Origin of the sequence: Paenibacillus canaveralius (genome assembly GCF_047238265.1) — a bacterium.
GTDB lineage: Bacteria > Bacillota > Bacilli > Paenibacillales > NBRC-103111 > Paenibacillus_F.
The window spans coordinates 2,790,589-2,805,640 of the sequence record NZ_JBDFMM010000001.1 but is presented as its reverse complement, the minus strand read 5'-3'; the positions used below and the strand labels follow the sequence as shown (position 1 = coordinate 2,805,640).

Genomic DNA, 15,052 nt, shown 5'->3' with positions numbered 1-15,052 from the left:
TTTCTAATTCATGTATCTTTTTTGCAGCTTTTATACTATCCAATCGCCTCCAAAGGTATATTAACGGAAGCCATCGCGTTTTTCTTTTGCTCATCATTTACATGCGTATAAAGCGCCGTGGTTTCAATGGATGAATGCCCCATAAGCTCCTTCACGATTCGAATATCATGTCCTTTTTTGAGCATCATGGTTGCAAAAGAGTGCCGCAGCTTGTGGCAGGATAAATTCATGTCCGTTACCTTCGGATTTTTCTCCTTAAACGCTGAGAAAGTTTGGTTGGCAATCTTCTGGATCTGTCTGATCGAGAGCCGTCTTCCTTTTTGTGATACGAAGAAGGCATCTTCTTTTTGGCTATAAGGAGTAAGCCGTTCTTCCAAGACGTTACTTAAGTAGTCCTTAAGCATATCAGGAAGCGGGATCTCGTTCCACTTCCTCCCCTTACCGAACACTTCGATCGTTCCTTTTGCCTTTTTAAAGTTTATGAGGTTCAACCGGTGCACTTCACCTACTCGTAACCCGCAATAACCCATTAACAGAAATATGGCGATATTTCGATTCCGATACCTTCCGTTCATATACTCCAGGCTTTGAACCAGTTCTTCCTCTTCAAGATATACGGGCTTCTTGTTTTTTTCGGTCTTGGATTTCTTCACTTCCAACGCCGGATTCTTCGCTGCCAGCTCAAAGTCGATTAGAGCGCTGTAAAAGGATCTTATTGCGGAAAGCGACCGGTTTCTTGTGGACTCACCGGCCGTTTGTTGCTTGGAAACAAGGAAGTTGATAACGTCGATCTTGCCCGCTTCTTTAATGGGGCACCCTTCCAAGGAATGAAGAAAGCTCAGTACCTCCCTCATATACTCTTTTTGCGTTGCTCCGGTATATCCGGAATGCTTCATCCATAATGAAAATGCACGGATCTGCTCCGCATATCTCTCTTTGATTTCATCGCTATCCTTCAAGGTGCGTTTCCCTCCATCGACAAGTACTCTCCGGTACATCCGGGTTACTTCTAAATGTTGATCCGGTACTAGCAGATCATTTTCACGCCGTTTTCTATCGGAAAAACCGATCCGTATACCACTTTTGATGATAAAAGAACCCCTGCTGTGAGCCGTAAATAAAAATAAAAATCGTTTTAAAAGGAAAGTGCGCAAAATATGTATTTGGCGCACTTATTGTAACACATTTTTCCCTTAGTTGGACAAGGCGAATAAGGTTATATTTTCGTGTCATTTGACAATGTAACTTGGAATTTATCAATTTGACTTCCATAATTACTTTGTATTATGCTCATTTCGCTCTACAGAGTACAGAAAAAATTCCATATCTTTATTCCTAAAATTCTTAGTATCTTTATCAATAATATTCATACCAGTTCGAACAGCAACTTTTTGAGAGGCTGTATTTGTGTCCCTAACAATAGAATAAACCCTATTTGCATTAAGAACTGAGAAAGCATATTCCTTGCAAGCAATTGCCGCTTCTGTTGCGTAACCTTTGTGCCAATACGCTTTTTGAAACAAAAATCCGATTTCCAAAATTTCTTTTTCTCTCCAGCCTTGCATTGTCAAGCCACATTGACCAATCATTATGTTTGTTTCTTTTAATACTACAGCCCAAAGTCCAAACCCATACTCTTCATATCTTTTAAGATGTCTGTTAAGCCAATTTTGTGCTTCTTCTAAGTTGAATGCACTTTCATAAGCAGCACGCATTACTTCCTCATCACACAATATTCCACACAATGCATCATAATCGGACTGCACCATTTCTCTAATGATAAGACGTTTTGTTTTTATCAAAAATCTCCCACCTTTTCATTATGAATTCAAATGTATAACTCCCAACTCGACGCTTAGTTCGTCCCACTCATCCCTTGGTAGAATTGGTCTACGGTTGCGTACGATTAAGCACCTCCAACTTTGAAAAGTATCACTACAGCAAATATACCACATTTATAAAGGGGTTTCTGCGGACTTCCGGATCTAAAGGGATTGATCGGCGATCATTCGCCGCTGTACATAAAGCCAACATTGTTGCCTGTTACGATAACGGCAGTCCGGGTTTGCAACGGCAGGTAACCCCCTCCTGCCGCAAACATCTGCCTTCCTGGAACGTTTTTCCCTTTTTCGACATAAAACGTTAAATACATGACACACTAAACAGGTACAACAAATTTAGGGGGATAGTTCGCTTGCTCATTCATACAATCGAAACCTTTCCACTCTTGTATCGTCTCCCCGCGCCATATGGAGATGCCAATGGCATCAAATCATATAGAACCGCTTATTTGTTCCGGATCACGACGGATACGGGCGTCGAAGGCTGGGGGGAGTGCGTGGATTGGCTGCCCACCTTGCACAAAGGTTTTCAGGAACGCATCATTCCTTATTTGACAGGTAAACCGGTCGTAGAAAGAAGCAAACTGGTCCTGACTTTAAAAAAGTGGCATTCGCGCGCAGCCACGGCTGTTAGTATGGCTCTAACCGAAATCTTGGCCAAATCGGGCGGGTTGTCCATATGCGACCTGTGGGGCGGCAAATACCGGGATAAAGTACCGGTCTATGCCTCGTTTCAATCCTATTCAGCCGAACAAGATTGGCAAAAACATTCACTTGAAGCGATCCAGAGAGCGGTTAGCGACGGATTTAACAACATCAAGATAAAAATAGGCGGTAAATCAATCACGGAGGATCAAGGCCATGCCTTATCTGTACAAAACTTACTGCAAGAAAGAATCGGTTTGGCTTTGGACGCCAATGAAAGTTATGATGTGGCGGCAGCTCTTCAGTGGAATCCTTTGCTTGAGAAATGGCCTAATCTCCTGTGGATGGAAGAACCGCTCCAAATTAAATACATAGCTGAATATGCCGCATTAAGAAACCGGTTCGTTGTTCCCTTGGCCGGAGGCGAGAACTTCAAAACGGCTTCGGATTTTATTCCTCTGCTTTCCCGGCATGCTCTGGATTATATCACTCCCGATCCTTTGCATATCTCAGGAATTGACGATTACAGGGAAACATTAGGCCTCGCCAGAAAATTCGGTATTCGTGCGACGCCCCATGCTTATGACGGTGCATTAACACGCTTATACGCTTTATTCGCTCAAGCTTGTTTGGAACCATGGAGTAAAATGGAGACAGACATGATCGAACCTGTGGAATGGGATGCCATGGACAATCCGTTTAACCGATTAATCTCGGTTCAGCCTTCAAATGGCGAAATAGCCATTCCCGGCGGCATCGGCACCGGAATTGAAATCGATATGGACATGCTTGCATTTTATCAATGGGACGGAAGCAGTTACGGCTAATCCTCTAAATGAGGATAATCAAACATTTGTTAACATAATAATTATTATGTATTCTAATTACTTCCTCCATGCCCGCCAAACAAAAAAGACGCCCGAGCATGGGCGTCCTGCAATATATTTTCGATCACGTACTCGCTCTTCTAAGCAGAAAATACGAAGCGGCGGCAAATATCAGCGTTAAAGGAAACAGCCAAAGAGCTAATTGCAAAGCCGTATGCCCCGCTATCCATGTAAAGATGGCCCCCCACCAGCCGTTGGCGGTACACAGAAAAGCCGCTACAGTGATGATCAGGAAAAGAGACGCCATCAGAATAAAGGTCCCCTTTCCCCCGAATCTGCGCTGGAAGCTTCCGATCCCAAAACCGGCGGACAGGTTGTAAAGAAGCAGGCTTAAGTAAATAACGAACTGCTCAAAAACCGATCCTTCGCTCAAATAAGGCAAATGAAAGAAATGAAGGCTGCTTCCCCAATTTCCGGTCCCTACTTCCAGCAGGGATAACAGTAAAATCAGCAGAGCGGTCAGCACGGACACGCCTGCAAACATGAGCAGTGTTCCTTTATAATAATCGGTGCGCCGTACACTAAAGCCGAGCGCGAATGGAAATGTCTGAGCGGCCGTAAGGATACCCCCGATGAACAGGCAGACAAAGACGGAAGCCAACCCGCCGGTGTAGATCTCCACACTTTCCGTCAGCCGGCTTACGAGATAATTAACGATAAAATTCCCCAACAAAACTCCGCCGGGTACATACAGCCATAACACTTTATTCCGGTAATGAATACTCATGATTCCGGACAACCGCTGCAAATTCATAACCCGTTCACCGCTTTCTCTTCGAGATTGGTTTTCGTCAGGTAAATGATAAGCTGCTGCAGGGAGACGGGAGCGATTTCGAGCCCCATATCTTTGGCCAGCAGCTTAGCCCGTGATTCGGATTCTCCCATAACCGTGACGGAGAGCATGGACGCAAACGGTTCCCGGTGAATCACTTCTTTTCCTTGTACGAAAGATTCCACGCTCGAAGCCGGACCGATCACAGTGTAAGCCATTCCGCGCAGTTCTTCCGTTTCCGCGTCCAGGATCAGTTTGCCGTTATCGATAACAAGCACATGTTCCAGCAGCCGGCTTACTTCGTCGATCAGATGAGTGGATAAAATGATCGTCCGCGGATACTGCGTATAATCTTCGATCAACCGGTCGTAGAAAAGACTCCGTGCCACGGCATCCAACCCCAAATAAGGCTCATCGAAAATAGTGAGCGGCGAACGGCTGGCAAGACCGACCACTACCCCGACCGAGGAAAGCATCCCTCTGGAAAGCTTTCTGATATTCCGCTTCAGCGGCAGTCTGAAATCCCGGATCAGCGATTCCGCGAAATCTCCGTCCCAATTGGGAAACACGGCTGCCGCTACTTTCAGCACATCCGCTACCCGGAAGTTATCGGGATATTTCTGACTTTCTTTAATAAAGCAGATCCGTTTCATCACTTCGTAATTTTCATAGGGGTGCTCCCCAAAAACGTGCACTTCCCCGCCGGTCGGAAACATTTGTGCGGTAACCATTTGCATGACCGTCGTTTTGCCCGCTCCGTTTCTGCCGAGCAGACCGTAAATCTTATCCGGCTCCAGGGTAAAGCTGATTCCGTCAATCGCCGTAACCTCCTGGAACGTTTTAGTAAGCCGCTTGACCTGTACAACAGCTTCTTTCATCCGCTTCTGTCCCCTTTCCGGATCATTTCAACGAGCTGCTCGGTTGTGATGCCGAGTTTCCCGGCCTCCTGGACCATCGAGACAACAAATTGCTCGTAAAATTGAGTTTTCCGCTTTTCCATCAGTTCTTGACGTGCTCCCGATGCAACAAACATCCCGATCCCCCGCTTCTTGTATAAAATGCCTTGGTCCACCAGCAAGTTGACGCCTTTAGCCGCCGTCGCCGGATTGATCTGGTAGAAGGCGGCGAACTGATTGGTCGACGGAACCTGGGTTTCCTCAGGCAGCCGCTGCTCCATGATGTCATCTTCGATTTTTTCCGCGATTTGCACAAATATAGGACGGCTGTCATCAATTCTGAACGACACTTTTATCACCACTCTCATGTTCAAACTTAACTGGTTAGTTACTCATGTAATTAACCATACAAGAAAAAAGGCGCCCCGTCAATAGGCACCCTTTGTATTTCCTTTTAATAAACATAATATATTTTATGTTAACTTAAATAAATTGCATTTCTCTTACCTTCCTGCCGAGATGCAAAAAAGCCGCCCGAAGGCGGCCAAGTTTAATTATCTTTACCTGTCTATTATCCAAGGTCTACGTTGTGGTAGACCTGCTGTACATCTTCCAAATCTTCCAGTACATCGATCAACTTTTCAAATTGAGCCTGCGCATCTTCCGGCAGCTCCAGATCGTTTTGCGCGAGCATCGTTAATTCCGCTACGGTAAACTCGGTGATTCCCGCGTTTTTGAAAGCCTCTTGCACCGCATGGAACTGGTCGGATTCCGCGTAAACGATGACGGTGTCTTCTTCCTCGATAATGTCGCGGACATCCAAATCCGCTTCCATCAGCAGCTCCAGCACTTCTTCGGAAGACTTGCCCTGCACACCAAAAACAGCCGTGGGATCGAACATGTATGTAACCGATCCGCTGACGCCCATGCTGCCTCCGTTTTTGTTGAAAGCGGAGCGTACTTCCGACGCGGTCCGGTTTACGTTGTTGGTCAGCGCATCGACAATGACCATGGAACCGTTAGGCCCGAAACCTTCGTAACGAAGGGTGTCATAGCTTTCTTCTCCTCCGCCTTTCGCCTTTTCGATCGCACGGTCGATAATCGCTTTCGGCACCATGTATGTTTTTGCCCGCTCCAGAACGACTTTCAGAGCACGGTTGGATTCCGGATCAGGCTCGCCCTGCTTGGCCGCCACGTAAATCTCACGGCCGAATTTCGCGTAAATCCGGCTTGTGCTTGCGTCTTTCGACGCTTTTTTCTCTTTTATATTGTTCCATTTACGGCCCATTGATGATCCCACTCACTTTCAGAAAAGTATTTACCGAGGATGGCAGCGTTGGAAGCTCTACTTCCGCCCTAATACGTGCTGCCTCTATTATAACGTGTATATTATATATCTAATGTGACCTCTTGAACAAGTTCGAATCCGTTCAAAATCGTCTGCCACCCGCTTCTCCACCGCCTCACAAACAGAAAAACCCGCCGTTATCGCGGGTTTTGTCGCTTATGCTAAAGAATCGGAGAAACCAGACGGGCTACCGACTCCTTCATACGGTCCAGGAGAGACCGGGCTTTGTACATATCGGGCGTAAACTGCGAGCAGTACAGCATGTCCTCTTCGAAAATAAGCCGCTGCCGCGTAGCCGTCCGGGTATCAAACAGAAAAGCGTTCACTTCAAAATTCAGCTTAAAGCTGCGCATATCGAGATTGGCCGTTCCGACCGAAGCGACTTTGCCGTCGATGACGATCGTTTTTGCGTGGAGAAAGCCTTTCTCGTACAGATACCCTTTCACGCCCAGCTCAAGCAGTTCTCCCAGATACGATTTGGTGGCCCAGTAAACCATTTTGTGATCGGGAATCGACGGAATCATGATCCGGATATCCACGCCGGAGAGCGCGGCCATTTTTAAAGCGGTCAAAAGACTCTCGTCCGGCACGAAATACGGAGTTTGAATAAAAATGCTCTCTTTGGCCGCATAAATCATTTTGAGGTAACCGTTGCGGATTTGCTCCAGCTCATTATCGGGACCGCTTGACACGATCTGGATACCGACCGCCCCCTGGTGCTTGATCAAAGGATAGTAGCGCGGTACCGCCTTCAGATAGTGGGAGGACGCCAGATTCCAGTCCATAAAGAACTGAGCCTGCATTTGCAGCACGGCGCTGCCCGTGACCTTCAGATGCGTATCGCGCCAGTCGCCGAACCGCTTGTTGATGCCGAGATATTCGTCGCCGATATTAAATCCGCCGATATATCCGGTTTGGCCGTCTATGATCGCAAGCTTCCGGTGATTCCGGTAATTGACACGGAAATTCAGGTACGGAATACGGGATGGGAAGAAAATCGCCACTTCCCCGCCAGCATCCAGCAAGGGCTTGTAAAACTGACGGGGCAGCCACGAGCTGCCGATATCGTCGAAAAGAAAGCGGACCTCGACGCCTTCCTTTGCTTTCTCCGCAAGCGCCTCGATAATTCTGCGCCCGAGCCGGTCGTCTTTGACGATATAGTACATCAGGTGAATGTGGCTCTGTGCGTCTTTAATCGAAGCAAGCAGAGAGGCGAATTTGTCATTGCCGTCCGTAAAAATCTCGACCTCGTTGTCCTGGGTATAAACCGCGGAACTGCTGGTCAAGTTCATATAAATGAGATCCTGATAATCGGCCATAACCGGATCCTTGTATCTCACCTGGCTTTCACGGAACCCTCTGCGCTGGGATTCGATCAGATTGTCGATATCTTTCTGATTAAATTCCTTCAGCTTGTAAATTTTGCGCCGGCTCATGTTCTGACCGAAGATCAAGTAAAGGATAAATCCTATCCCCGGCAAAAAGATCAGAACCATCACCCAGGCCCACGTAACGCTGGCGTTCCTCTTCTCCATAAACACGACAGCCAGAGCAAACAGAAAGTTCAATAGAGGAACAAAAGAATAAAGCTTCATCAAGATGTCCAAAGATGCGTACCTCCATTTAACTAAGGGATCCGGGAATATTTTGGTTGCCGGTCCCTTTCCTGATCATACATCATTTCGGATGAAATCGAAAAGTTTATCCCGCTTCTTTTCGGATAAATTGTCGTTTTCGGAGGATTTTTGACGTTTCTTCCCGTAAACATGCTAAAATAACATATCGAAATGCACAATTGTTGAAGAAGGGTGCGATCCGTCATGCGAACAGAAGATCAAGTCCAAAGAAAGTTAACGGAGTTAAATAAACAAAAACAATCGGTACAGGAGCGCCTTAGCAGCGATCCGGAGAACGATTTCCTGAAAGCGCAGCTGGAAAAACTCGAAGATATGACGCTTATGCTGGAATGGGTGCTCAACGCGCCTTCAGGCAGCTACCATAATTAACCCCATGAACTAAAAAAAGAACGGGCGCATGCTACGCCTGTTCTTTTTGCTGCCGCGCCCAAAGCGCCCTATTTTATTCGCTTATCTGTTTACCGATTGCATTAACTCATAAAAGTATTGAGGCTGATGAGTCTTGTTCAAGTTATACCAGGAATGCAGGGTGTCCGGTGCAAAGAAGTCTAATTTTTTCAAGACTTCCATCGCGAATTCCAAAGGAGCTACTCCCGATGCAGTTATCAGATTATCACCGGATACTGCCGGTCCCGCTTCATACAACTTTTCTCCTTTATACTGAGGACAGACCATTTTAAGATATTCCAAGTCATTGCTCGTATGCGATCTGGAATCCAGGTAGCCGGCATTGGCCAGTCCCACGGTTGCACCGCAAATTGCCGCGACAACAGTCCCAAGCTTTAAAGCTTCGCCTGTTTTTTTCATGATAGGCTCATGGATATCTTCTCCCCAAGTATTCCCGCCAGGCAGAACTAAAACGTCTTGACTCTCCAAGCTGCACTCATCAACAGAAAGATCCGGTAGTACGCCCAGCCCTCCCATCGTGGTAATTCTTTCTTTATCCATTCCTACCGTAACTACGTTTAGAGGCGCTAAATCTCTTTTAAAATATCTTCCCGAGTTTAGTTCGGCTATTAAATATCCATATTCCCAGTCTGACATCGTATTAAACACATAAAGATAAACTTTTTGGGACCCCATCTGACACCACTCCAATACAATTGATATGGCCAGTATAAACTCACTTCCCTGACAGCCAAGGTCAGCGAAGATTTTTTTTCTAAGAAAGAAGAAGCACCGGAGACATTGATACAGCAACTTTTTGCTTCAACTATCAGATTCTACTAAAAGCTTTGCTGCAATTTAACCAGCACTTCCGTGCCGTCCTGAGCCCGGACATCGACCCGAACCGTCTCTTGTAACACTTAGACTAGGAATGACTAAAAAAACACAAAAAAGCTCCCGGAAATATCCCGGAAGCCGCTAATCTTTCAAAACCTTGTTACCGTCTATGATTTATATTGGACATGCCAAGAGCAAGGGTGAGGTCTGTGCGTTCACATAAAAATCTCTTTTCTTAATTTCCTGCGCGAATGCCGTAAAATCAGCTCCGCATCAAACAGCTCATGAACCAGAAAACAAACGGAACCGCTGCATGTAAGCTGATATTCTTTTACGGGAAAAAGATCCGCCTTGAGCTTAACCGGGTGGAAATAAATCTCGGCGCTCCGGTCGTTCTCGTAGCCGGCATACAAGATCTCCCGCTTCGCTTCCAGGCTCCCGATCAGCTTCTCCAAATGAATTTCCTCAGGATTCATCCCGTCAAGCGCGCCTTCCGGCAAGCTCTCAAGATGAGCATAAATCGCCTTATAAAGAATGGTCTCTTCCCTGTATCGATATGAACTGACTCTGCGCAGCAGCGGGCTTGTTTGTCCGAAGACGGCGCGAGGCCTTTTATGTAAGCTATTAGCCGGGATTAGTACCTGTTCGACGACTTCCTCTCTCAGTTCTTCCTGGAGGATGATTTCCAGCATCTTAATGGATGAGCCTTCCGAATGCATAAGCAGATCAAACAAATAACGCTCGTTGCCCCATATCGACCACTCTTTCTCCACTCGCCCCCGTCCTCCTTCTTAACGATTCGGTCCCCCTGAATTATGGTAAACGATTTCCAGTCTTTCAGCTAGGTTATCAAATGTCTTGTGGAGGGATAAATTTGCAGAGAATCCGCGAAATCCGCGAAAAAAAGAGCCGTTCCACCCGAAGGTGCAGGCTCTTTTACTAATTCTGGAGCTGCCGGTTACTGTCCTTTACTGATATAAAACGTAACGCGGTCGCCTTTGTTTGCCGGCTGGTTAGGCGCGGGCTCCTGCCTGAACACTTTGCCGTTCTCGGCGGGGTTCGGTTCGATGAAGAACGAATACCGCATGCCCGCCGCTTTCACCGCCTGTTCCGCTTCCTCCTGGGTCATTCCGATCAGATTCGGAATCTGACCCGGCACCGCATCCGGTGACGGAGTAGGCGTCGGTGTCGGCTCCGGAGTCGCCGTGTTAACCGTCGGCGTCGGTGTAGGCGCGGGAGTGGAAGTCGCCGTGTTACTTGCCGTACCGCCGCCGCCGGAACCTTTGTTGGGTCCTCCCGGCAGCAGCATATACATGAATACGGCGATGCCGAGCAGGACTACGGCCGCGGTTCCCAAGGTCCAGATGGTCCGTCTGAGCGGCATCTTCTCCCGGGTATCGGCTTCCTCCGCTTCCGGCTGCTTCGCCCTTGGAGGTTTCTCCGTCCGCCGCACCCGTTCGGGCGCAGGCTCTTCTTCCTGCCGGTACTGGATACGCGGCGGCGCGGATTCCCGTATCGGCTCCCGCACAGGTTCCCGCACAGGTTCTACCGGAGCGGCCGGCGGTATGAACGCTTTAGGCGGAGCCTCCGCCGTTTTCTCCAGAGCGATAATTTCCCGCAGGCTGAATATAAAAGAAGACAGCGAAACTTCTTCACGGAAAACACGCCGCGACAAAGCAAGCAGCGCTTCTTTCTGTGCATTCGTCAGGCCGGTCAAGTTCGGCACTACATTCTCCTGGTACTGGTCAAACGTTGCCGGACCTTGTTTCGAGTGTGTGCTGATCTGGTAGAGCAGCGTACACAAACCGAGCGAGCCGCGCGAAACCAGTTTGCCGGGTGACCAGTAATTCATCACCTTCAGGCGGTTATCCTCCGTCAGCCACATATTTTCGGCCGTAACCGAGAAGCCGGAGATTCCCTCTTCCATCGCTTCCTGCATGCCTTTGCCCAAATCGAAAATAGCGGAGACGATTTCCGTGCCCCGCATGCGGTGGCGTCCCAGCTGTGCGGGAAGCGGTGTTCCTCTCTGTGCGGTCAATACCGTGTATACATGATTTTCGGCAAGCCCCGCGTTTAGAATATGAAAAAAACGTTCGTCCGAAAACTGTGCGGCCTGACCGAGCACACGCAAGTAATCGGATGATGAAGCGTCCCCTGATTTTTCTACCATGAGCAGAAATACATCCCGGTGCAAAGACAGGTCTTTCCCTGCATACATGACGCCATCCGCCAAAGGATGAACCGGTTCGGTCAATACGTACCGCTCTCCAATGCGCTGTTCCATTTTAACAGTCCTCCCGTCCGTGCGATCCTCTACGATATCCAATCGTTCTCTTTCTATAGTATACCATTCGGAGCTTATTCATGTTTTGAGCGCGAAAACAAGCGTCTCTCGTGTCATTATGAAGGAAAACGGAGAAAATAGCAAAAATCCTTCCCGCTTCTTCCAGTTTTGAAAAAATGTTTTATAATGGGGGAAGGCCTTTCCGGAAAAGGCTGGAAACTAGACAGAGAGAACCGTAAAGGAAAGGGTGATGAGAAATGAACAGACCGCTGACCCGCCGTCTGGACCGGCGATTTGTGACCGTATCTGTGATCAGTTCGCTGCTGACCAACGGCATTTTGCTGCTGGCTTCGCTTGCTTATCTGGCGGCGGCGCACAGCCGTGACTGGCCCATGCTGCCCGGCTGGATTGCGGCAGCCGCTATCGCCGTGTCGCTTGTATGGTTCACTTTCGTGATTCCGCAGGCGAGATACCGGCTCTATGCGTTCTAAGTGACCGAAGAAGAACTGGAAATCCGCAGCGGCTGGATCTGGATTACGAATACTCTGGTGCCGGTGGTACGTGTCCAGCATGTCGAGATTGAGCGCGGGCCGCTTCAGAGACAGTACGGGATCGCCGAACTGAAAATCGTGACGGCCGCCACGACCCACCGGATCAGGGGCCTCAGCGAGGACGATGCGGAAGCGTTAAAACACCGGCTTGGCGTGCTCGCAAGGGCGGTGGACCATGATGAATGAGCCGCGCAAATTACATAAGTCTTATATTCTTTTCCCCGTCTTAAAGGGTCTTCAAACCCTGATTCCGGTGCTGGTGCTAATATCCGCTCGGGAAGGAGAATGGAGATGGGCGCCTTTTCTGATCCTGCTGGGCGTCTGCGCAATGTTTGCGGGGTTTGGTGCGGTCGGCTGGCGTACGTTTCGCTACCGGCTGGAGAAAGACCGTCTCGTTATTCAGAAAGGCCTTATTTTTCGCGAGGAAAAAATGTTGTATTATCCTAAAATTCATTCGATGAACACGGAGCAGCCTTTGGTCCAGCGCCTGCTCGGCGTTGTACAGCTCAAGCTCGAAATGCCCGGCGGTAAAGGCGAGTCCGACGGCGTGTTGCCGGCCGTATCGTCTCAAGAAGCGGCATCGATTATCCGGGAGATTAACGCTTTCCTCTCCTCCTCGGGTTATGCTCCCCTTGCCTCAGAAAACGGCGATGGGACCGAAGGCACGGAGAAAGCGGCCGCACAACCTGCGGGATCTGCCGGGAACGACGACACGCATCCGCTCCACGCATCGGCGAAAGCAGAGGGCGTGTATGCTTACCGGGCATCGGCCGGGACATTGATACTCGCCGCTTTCTCCACGCTGAACATCGGGCTGATCGCGGCCTTCGTGGCCGGTGTTTTGTCTCTTGCCGACGACTTGCTCCCCGGCAATGTATACGAGCGGTTATGGAACGCTCGCAATGAGCTGAACGGCGGCTGGCTGGTCTACGTCCTGCTCGGCCTGGGAGGTCTGGCGGCGGCATGGCTGCTGGCAGGGTTTTTGTATCTGCTCAAATATGCGGGATTCAGCGTCCGGGCACAAGCCGGGACACTCACCGTTTCTTACGGGCTGCTGGAAAAAAAGAAGTATACCTTCCAGGAAGCGCGCGTACAGGCGGTGCTTATTAAAGAAGGGCTGGTGCGGCAGCTTATCGGGCGGGCTCAAATCGAGCTGCGGGTCGTCTCTTCTTCCAAAGAAGAAAAAATCATGCTTATGCCGCTCGTAGCCGCCAAGCGTATTCCGGAACTGCTGCCGATTCTGCTCCCACGTTTCAGCCTGCCGGAAATCGAGAACCGGCCTCCGGCAAGAGCGCTGCTGTATTACAGCCGCACCGACGGTGCCCTTGTGGGCTTACTTGCGGCGGCTGCCGTCTATGTCTGGGGGACAGTCGCCCTCTGGGGACTGCTGCTGCTTCTGCTCGATTTCATCTGGTCCTACTCCCGCTTCCGAAGCTCAGGGATGACTCTCCGTGAAAACCAGCTTACCGTCCGCAGCCGGATGGTCGCGAGATCGACCTGGCTCGTACGGCGCCCTCAAATTTTGAGCCTGCGCCTGAAAGGCACTTCCACGCAGCGCCGCAAGCATCTCCTGAGCTTGTCCGTATCGGTTATGGGAGACACGGCCGCTGCCGCCTGCGAAGTCTCCTTCATCGAAGAACGGGATGTTCAACGGGTATGGTCCTGGTACAGCAGAAGCACAGATTGCAGGCATGCCAAGGACTAAAGCTCAGTACCGGCGCCGGACAGCCCGGTAAATATCGAAATGAAAAGCGTCGATCACATCCGCCGGAATATCGAACGGATTGAGTGGATTCAAGGGGTTTACTTCAAAAGAGTAAACCCCTTCTTCGTTATCGGGCTCATAACCGCTGCTGCCGATCCACTCCTCCAGCAGACCGTATATGTTCCTCATTTCCTCCCGGCTGCCCCGGCAAGTAACGACCGCGTAGGTTCTTTCCGGAACGGCAAGAAGCTCAAGCTCTCCGTTGCCGGCAATTCCCGCGCCGGCCGGAAGACGCACGCCGACTTTCAGACGGTGGACGGAGGGAGACGGATCTCCCCATTGGGGGATAAAGACATATCCGGCTTCCTCTCCTTCACGCGCATATTCGGCGTGATGGCTTCCGACTGTCCGCCAGGCCTCCCGAACTTTTTGACCCAACTCTTCAAAACGCCCCTCCGCCTTACATACCACCGCTCTAAATGCAGGAATTCTTCTTATGGATACCTTCATGTTCAAACCCTCCCTTTCATGAGTTGCTATTGTTTTCACCGTTTTGGTACCCGCGCTCACCCGGAATAGAACATTTGTTCCCCGACCCGTAAAATTCGCATTTTGCCTTCTGAACATTCATTCTTCTTCGCTTTTTAATTAATTTCGCCGTCATCCAATATTTCCCTTTCGCCGCTTTTCGTTTCATCCCGCTTCAGTTGCTTTAAGGAGAAGAAGCGGACAAATCCTTGATTTGGCTGACATTCCTCATATTCGAAAGGAGATAAACGATCATGAAAACCATGTACACGACTTCCGCAACGGCTCAAGGTGGACGCAAAGGACGGGTGGCTACCCCGGACGGCAAACTGGATTTACAGCTCAGCATGCCCAAGGAAATGGGCGGCGACGGTGGCGAAGGAACGAATCCCGAACAATTGTTCGCTTTCGGTTATTCGGCTTGTTTTTTGAGTGCGGTTGAGCTGGTCGCCAAGAAAAAAGGCATCTCCACGGAAAACGCGAAGCTGACGGCAGATGTTTCGATCGGTAAAAACGAGGATGGAAGCCTGCAATTGGCGGCTAAACTCCAGCTTTCCGTACCCGGAACGGATAAGGCCCAAGTGGAAGAGCTGCTGGAAGAAGCGCACCAGGTTTGCCCTTACTCTCGTGCGACACGCGGTAATATAGACGTCGAGCTCCAAGCGGTTTAAATCTTCCAATCCCTACCTGGATAAAGTGGATTGCGGCTCCGCTCATAGGCTACAATAGAAGAG

The 15,052-nt window shown here is 49.4% G+C and carries 17 protein-coding genes; 6 read left to right on the top strand and 11 right to left on the bottom strand.

Annotation, left to right across the window (positions count from 1 at the left end; translation table 11 throughout):
- Positions 1 to 35 precede the first annotated feature (35 nt).
- Both ABC395_RS12915 and ABC395_RS12910 read right to left on the bottom strand, forming a co-directional pair.
- Positions 36 to 959 (bottom strand): tyrosine-type recombinase/integrase, encoded by a 924-nt coding sequence (locus tag ABC395_RS12915; RefSeq protein WP_413003585.1) that lies wholly within the window; start codon positions 957 to 959, stop codon positions 36 to 38.
- A gap of 315 nt (positions 960 to 1,274) precedes the next feature.
- Positions 1,275 to 1,802 (bottom strand): GNAT family N-acetyltransferase, encoded by a 528-nt coding sequence (locus tag ABC395_RS12910; RefSeq protein ID WP_413003583.1) that lies wholly within the window; start codon positions 1,800 to 1,802, stop codon positions 1,275 to 1,277.
- Positions 1,803 to 2,194: 392 nt separating this feature from the next.
- On the opposite strand from ABC395_RS12910, the gene ABC395_RS12905 reads away from it, so the two are divergent.
- A complete protein-coding gene (locus ABC395_RS12905) occupies positions 2,195 to 3,313 on the top strand; it encodes a mandelate racemase/muconate lactonizing enzyme family protein (protein WP_413003581.1) in 1,119 nt (372 codons plus the stop codon).
- Positions 3,314 to 3,437: 124 nt separating this feature from the next.
- Here the strand turns inward: ABC395_RS12905 and ABC395_RS12900 are convergent, their stop codons facing one another.
- The 5 genes from ABC395_RS12900 to cls all read right to left on the bottom strand — a co-directional run bounded on the left by ABC395_RS12900 (position 3,438) and on the right by cls (position 7,996).
- Positions 3,438 to 4,127: a hypothetical protein gene (locus ABC395_RS12900; protein WP_413003579.1), complete on the bottom strand. Its 690-nt coding sequence runs from the start codon at positions 4,125 to 4,127 to the stop codon at positions 3,438 to 3,440.
- Positions 4,124 to 5,023, bottom strand: a complete 900-nt coding sequence (locus tag ABC395_RS12895) for an ABC transporter ATP-binding protein (protein WP_413003577.1) — start codon at positions 5,021 to 5,023, stop codon at positions 4,124 to 4,126. Before ABC395_RS12895 ends, ABC395_RS12900 begins: the two co-directional genes overlap by 4 nt.
- Complete coding sequence (locus ABC395_RS12890; protein ID WP_413003576.1) at positions 5,020 to 5,409, bottom strand: GntR family transcriptional regulator; 390 nt, start codon at positions 5,407 to 5,409, stop codon at positions 5,020 to 5,022. Before ABC395_RS12890 ends, ABC395_RS12895 begins: the two co-directional genes overlap by 4 nt.
- A 203-nt stretch (positions 5,410 to 5,612) precedes the next feature.
- The gene (locus ABC395_RS12885) at positions 5,613 to 6,329 is read right to left on the bottom strand and encodes a YebC/PmpR family DNA-binding transcriptional regulator (RefSeq protein ID WP_009673580.1); all 717 of its coding nucleotides are present in this window, start codon (positions 6,327 to 6,329) and stop codon (positions 5,613 to 5,615) included.
- Positions 6,330 to 6,550: 221 nt separating this feature from the next.
- Positions 6,551 to 7,996: a cardiolipin synthase gene (gene cls, locus ABC395_RS12880; RefSeq protein WP_413003573.1), complete on the bottom strand. Its 1,446-nt coding sequence runs from the start codon at positions 7,994 to 7,996 to the stop codon at positions 6,551 to 6,553.
- Positions 7,997 to 8,209: 213 nt separating this feature from the next.
- Here cls and ABC395_RS12875 point away from each other — a divergent pair, with 213 nt between their 5' ends.
- Positions 8,210 to 8,395: a hypothetical protein gene (locus ABC395_RS12875; RefSeq protein WP_413003571.1), complete on the top strand. Its 186-nt coding sequence runs from the start codon at positions 8,210 to 8,212 to the stop codon at positions 8,393 to 8,395.
- A gap of 81 nt (positions 8,396 to 8,476) precedes the next feature.
- On the opposite strand, the gene ABC395_RS12870 is transcribed toward ABC395_RS12875, so the two are convergent.
- The 3 genes from ABC395_RS12870 to ABC395_RS12860 form a co-directional block, all read right to left on the bottom strand.
- Positions 8,477 to 9,109, bottom strand: a complete 633-nt coding sequence (locus tag ABC395_RS12870; RefSeq protein ID WP_413003570.1) for a type 1 glutamine amidotransferase family protein — start codon at positions 9,107 to 9,109, stop codon at positions 8,477 to 8,479.
- 356 nt (positions 9,110 to 9,465) lie between these two features.
- Complete coding sequence (locus ABC395_RS12865; RefSeq protein ID WP_413003569.1) at positions 9,466 to 10,023, bottom strand: hypothetical protein; 558 nt, start codon at positions 10,021 to 10,023, stop codon at positions 9,466 to 9,468.
- A 185-nt stretch (positions 10,024 to 10,208) separates the two neighbouring features.
- On the bottom strand, positions 10,209 to 11,534 hold the full coding sequence (locus ABC395_RS12860) for a Stk1 family PASTA domain-containing Ser/Thr kinase (protein ID WP_413003568.1): 1,326 nt from the start codon (positions 11,532 to 11,534) through the stop codon (positions 10,209 to 10,211).
- 257 nt (positions 11,535 to 11,791) lie between these two features.
- Between ABC395_RS12860 and ABC395_RS12855 the strand changes: the two genes are divergently transcribed.
- The 3 genes from ABC395_RS12855 to ABC395_RS12845 are packed head-to-tail and all read left to right on the top strand — an operon-like array spanning position 11,792 to position 13,790.
- On the top strand, positions 11,792 to 12,025 hold the full coding sequence (locus ABC395_RS12855; RefSeq protein WP_413003566.1) for a hypothetical protein: 234 nt from the start codon (positions 11,792 to 11,794) through the stop codon (positions 12,023 to 12,025).
- Positions 12,026 to 12,271, top strand: coding sequence for a PH domain-containing protein (locus ABC395_RS12850; RefSeq protein WP_413003564.1), 246 nt, complete (start codon positions 12,026 to 12,028; stop codon positions 12,269 to 12,271).
- The gene (locus tag ABC395_RS12845) at positions 12,261 to 13,790 is read left to right on the top strand and encodes a PH domain-containing protein (protein ID WP_413003562.1); all 1,530 of its coding nucleotides are present in this window, start codon (positions 12,261 to 12,263) and stop codon (positions 13,788 to 13,790) included. Before ABC395_RS12850 ends, ABC395_RS12845 begins: the two co-directional genes overlap by 11 nt.
- Positions 13,791 to 13,793: 3 nt before the next feature.
- On the opposite strand, the gene ABC395_RS12840 is transcribed toward ABC395_RS12845, so the two are convergent.
- Entirely contained in the window at positions 13,794 to 14,300 is a 507-nt protein-coding gene (locus ABC395_RS12840) for a GyrI-like domain-containing protein (protein WP_413003560.1), read from the bottom strand.
- Positions 14,301 to 14,572: 272 nt separating this feature from the next.
- Here ABC395_RS12840 and ABC395_RS12835 point away from each other — a divergent pair, with 272 nt between their 5' ends.
- Positions 14,573 to 14,989 carry an organic hydroperoxide resistance protein gene (locus ABC395_RS12835; RefSeq protein WP_413003559.1) on the top strand — a complete coding sequence of 139 codons (417 nt, stop codon included), beginning with the start codon at positions 14,573 to 14,575 and terminating at the stop codon, positions 14,987 to 14,989.
- Positions 14,990 to 15,052 lie beyond the last annotated feature (63 nt).